The following is a 3,509-nucleotide window of genomic DNA, read 5'->3' as shown; positions in this document are numbered from 1 at the left end:
GGCGGGGATCGTTCCCGCCCGTCCCCCGCCCCTTCGTGTCAGTGGGGCGCGGCGGCCAGGGCGCGGTCGCGCCGTACGCCCACCCCCAGGTTCTGGTGGATCTCCGCCGTGGCCGTCGAGCGGTTGAGGGTGATGTAGTGCAGGCCGGGGGCGCCCTCGGCGAGCAGCCGCTCGGCCATCGCCGTGGCGTACTCGACGCCGATACGGTGCCCCTCCTCGGGCCGGTCCTTGGCCGCTTCGAGCCGCCCGGCCAGTTCGTCGGGGAAGCGCGCGTCGCTGAGCTCCGCGAAGCGGCGGATCTGCCGTACGTCGGTGGCGGGCATGATCTCCGGGATGATCGGCGTGGTGCAGCCTGCCGCCGTGACCCGGTCACGCAGCCGCAGATAGTCCTCGACGTGGAAGAACATCTGGGTGATGGCGTAGTCGGCGCCCGCCCGGCACTTGGCGACGAAGTGGCGGATGTCGCTCTCCCAGTCGGCGGAGCGCGGATGGCGCTCGGGGAAGGCCGCGACGCCCACCGTGAAGTCCCCCAGCTCCCTGATCAGGGTGACGAGTTCACCGGCCTGGGCGAAGCCCTCCGGGTGGGGCACCCAGTCGGCGCGCGGGTCGCCGGGCGGGTCGCCGCGCAGGGCCAGGACGTCACGGATCCCGGCGTCGGCGTACTGGCCGATGATGTGGCGCAGTTCGGCCACCGAGTGGCCGACGGCGGTGAGGTGGGCGACCGGGCGCAGCGTCGTCTCGGCGGCGATGCGCTTGGTGACCTCGATCGTCCGGTCGCGCGACGAGCCGCCGGCCCCGTAGGTCACGGAGACGAAGGACGGCGCGAGCGCCTCGATCCGGCGGATCGCGTTCCACAGCGTGCGTTCCCCCGCCTCGGTCTTCGGCGGGAAGAACTCGAAGGAGTACGAGGGCCCGTCGCCGGCCGGCAGGGCCCGGGAGCTCTGCCGTGCGTGGTGGGGACGGTCCGCGGTCTCTGCCGCCATGGAGGGGGTCCTTCCTGGAGTCGCTCGGTGCGTGGACGCGTACGGTCCGCACACACTAGCCGTGATACGCGTCCGTCAGCGGGCGTGACCACAGTCTGATCACCGGCGCCGCGGAACGTACCAACCGGCCGCGGACGAAGCGGAGTTCGGCTCCGCACGATCGGGTCCGGTCATCTCGTCACACCGGCGTTACGGGCGCCACAGCACCGCCTGTTCCTCGACGACCGCGAGGTAGGCGGCGGCGCGCTGCTCCGCGGCGTGGCGGCGCGCGGGCGGGAGCCCGCGCAGGGCGCGGCTCCGGGAGCCGCGGGTGAGCAGGTCGACCGAGAGCGGGGTCCCCGGCGAGAGCAGGAAGGCGCGGGCCCGGCGCCGGGCCCGGTGGCGCAGGACGAGGAAGAAGCCGAGGGCGAGGAGGAAGTTGACCGCCACCTTGGCGCCGAGCCCCGCGGCGGAGTCCAGCAGGGGCGCGTCGAACAGCCAGTGCATGGACATCGCGACGAGGACGCAGGCCGCCGCCGGGGCGATCCTGCGGCGTGGCGGGCGGTCGTCGTGGGCGAGCAGGATGCCGACGCCGGTCCCGGCGACGGCGCTCATCGCCCAGTGCGAGCCGAGCCCCGTCACCACGACCCGGGTGACGAAGGACTGGCTGACGTCGGCGCTCCCCCGCACTCCCCCGCCGAGCAGGATGGCGTTCATGGCGTACGTCCAGTTCTCCATGGCCTGGAAGCCGAGACCGGTGAAGGCGCCGAGGAAGAACCCGTCCAGCGGGCCCCGTACCAGCGGCCGGGCCGCGAGGGCGATCAGGACGACACCGGAGAGTTTGAGGAGTTCCTCGTTGAGCGGCGCGGTGAGCGCGGCGCCCCACCGGGAACCGAAGCCGATCCCGGCCGACTTGTACCAGATGCCCTGGAGCCCGGTGTTGGCGACGACGGCGCAGCCGGCCGCGGCGGTGGCGCCCCACAGGACCCCGCTCCAGGCCCAGCCCGACGGCGGCGGCCGGAACGGGCGGATCCGCCCGAGGACGGCCGTTCCGACGCTCACGGTGAGCGCCAGCAGGACGAGGGCCAGCAGCGCGGGGCCGGGGAAGACCCGGATGACCGGGCCGAAGCCGTGCAGGAGCAGCAGGAGGCCGAGCAGGCACAGGGCGCCGATGGCCCAGCCGGCCGGCCGGCGTCGCCAGGATCCGCGTACGGAGGTGATCAGGGACCGGAGCCGGGAGGCCGCCGGGGGTGCGGTGACGGGCGCGGTCACGACGCCCCCCGGGGAAAGGTGAGGCCGCGGGCCATGGCCGTGGCGTCGGCCACCGCGCCGGGCGAGGCGCCGGGCCGTGCCAGCACGACGATCTCGACGGCGTAGCCCCGGCCCGGCGGCAGCCAGACGGTGGCCGTCCCTGCCCGGCCCCCGCCCGTCAGGCTCCCCGACCGCCCGATGGCTCCCCGGGCCCCGGCGATCCGGCGCCCGGCGCCCAGCCGGCTGCCGCTGTCGGCTACGGACTGGACCTTGCGCAGCCCGCTCCACAGGGCGGCGGGGTCCGCCGCCCCGGTGAGGGGGACGTACCGGGCCGCCAGGTCGACGCCGTCGCGGGAGAGCGCGTACGCCATGGCCGGGTCGCTGGAGGACTTGCTGAGCGCCCAGCCGCGCCCCGTCACCCGGAGCACGGCGACCTCGTCGTCGGGGCCCAGCTCCAGGACGGTTCCCGCCGCGACCCGTTCGCGGTCGCCGAGGACCCCGTCGATCAGCGGCCAGCCGGCCGTCGGCGCGGCGACGACGAGCAGCACCCCGAGGACCGCGAGCCGGGGCCGCGCCCGGCTCCGGCCGGCATGGGGCGGGTCCTCGGGCGGGCGCCGGTCCTCCGGTGCGCGGTCCATCGGGTCAGGCGTCGTGGCGCAGCGGGGTGAGCTGCTCGATGTCGTACCGCCGGCGCAGATCGGCGATGGCCGCGGGATCGGGGGTGCCGCCTTCCTTGAGGATGTCGAGGAGTTCCTCGAAGTACCGTTCGTGGTCGGAGGGCGGGGACGCCTGGAAGAACATCCTGACGGGCTCCCCGCCCCGGTTGGCGAAGGCGTGCGGGCAGCCGGGCGGTACGACGATGACGGTGCCCGGGGTGGCGCGTACGGACTTCAGCCCGGAGGCGGACTCCCAGTGGCGCCAGTCCTCGCTGAGCGCCCTCGGTTCGAAGGCCAGTACGTCCAGTTCGCCGTCGAGGACGTAGAACAGTTCCTCGCTGTGGGTGTGCCGGTGGGCGCCGACGTCGAACCCGGGCGGCACGACGACCTCGAAGCTGGAGGACACCTGTGAGTGTGCTCCGGTGACCTTGAAGGTCACCTGCTGTGCCGCTGTGAGGATGGTGGTGCCTCCGCCCGGCGGGACGATCAGTCCCTCGGACGGCATCACATGGGTCATGTGCTGCTCCAGGACGGTGGGGGGGGACTTACGGACGCGGGGGGGCCCCCCGGGGGGGGGGGCGGGCGGGGGGCGGTGGAGTCGGTGGGGGAGTGGGACGGGTTTGTCTCGGGGGGAGTTGGG

General features: G+C 74.5%; 4 protein-coding genes. All 4 read right to left on the bottom strand.

The genetic code is table 11. The features are described 5' to 3' along the window. Positions 1-38 precede the first annotated feature (38 nt). The 4 genes from metF to ACFXPL_RS35950 all read right to left on the bottom strand — a co-directional run bounded on the left by metF (position 39) and on the right by ACFXPL_RS35950 (position 3,386). Positions 39-983 (bottom strand): methylenetetrahydrofolate reductase [NAD(P)H], encoded by a 945-nt coding sequence (gene metF, locus ACFXPL_RS35965; protein WP_384927380.1) that lies wholly within the window; start codon positions 981-983, stop codon positions 39-41. A gap of 189 nt (positions 984-1,172) precedes the next feature. After that, positions 1,173-2,234: a PrsW family intramembrane metalloprotease gene (locus tag ACFXPL_RS35960; RefSeq protein WP_384927379.1), complete on the bottom strand. Its 1,062-nt coding sequence runs from the start codon at positions 2,232-2,234 to the stop codon at positions 1,173-1,175. Next, complete coding sequence (locus ACFXPL_RS35955) at positions 2,231-2,851, bottom strand: hypothetical protein (RefSeq protein ID WP_384927378.1); 621 nt, start codon at positions 2,849-2,851, stop codon at positions 2,231-2,233. The genes ACFXPL_RS35960 and ACFXPL_RS35955 overlap by 4 nt, the downstream gene beginning before the upstream one ends. A gap of 4 nt (positions 2,852-2,855) precedes the next feature. Then, positions 2,856-3,386 carry a cupin domain-containing protein gene (locus tag ACFXPL_RS35950; RefSeq protein ID WP_384927377.1) on the bottom strand — a complete coding sequence of 177 codons (531 nt, stop codon included), beginning with the start codon at positions 3,384-3,386 and terminating at the stop codon, positions 2,856-2,858. Between the last annotated feature and the right edge of the window lie 123 nt (positions 3,387-3,509).

The sequence above is a fragment of the Streptomyces sp. NPDC059092 genome, from assembly GCF_042756365.1.
Classification (GTDB): domain Bacteria; phylum Actinomycetota; class Actinomycetes; order Streptomycetales; family Streptomycetaceae; genus Streptomyces.
This window is presented reverse-complemented; position numbering and strand designations above follow the sequence as displayed.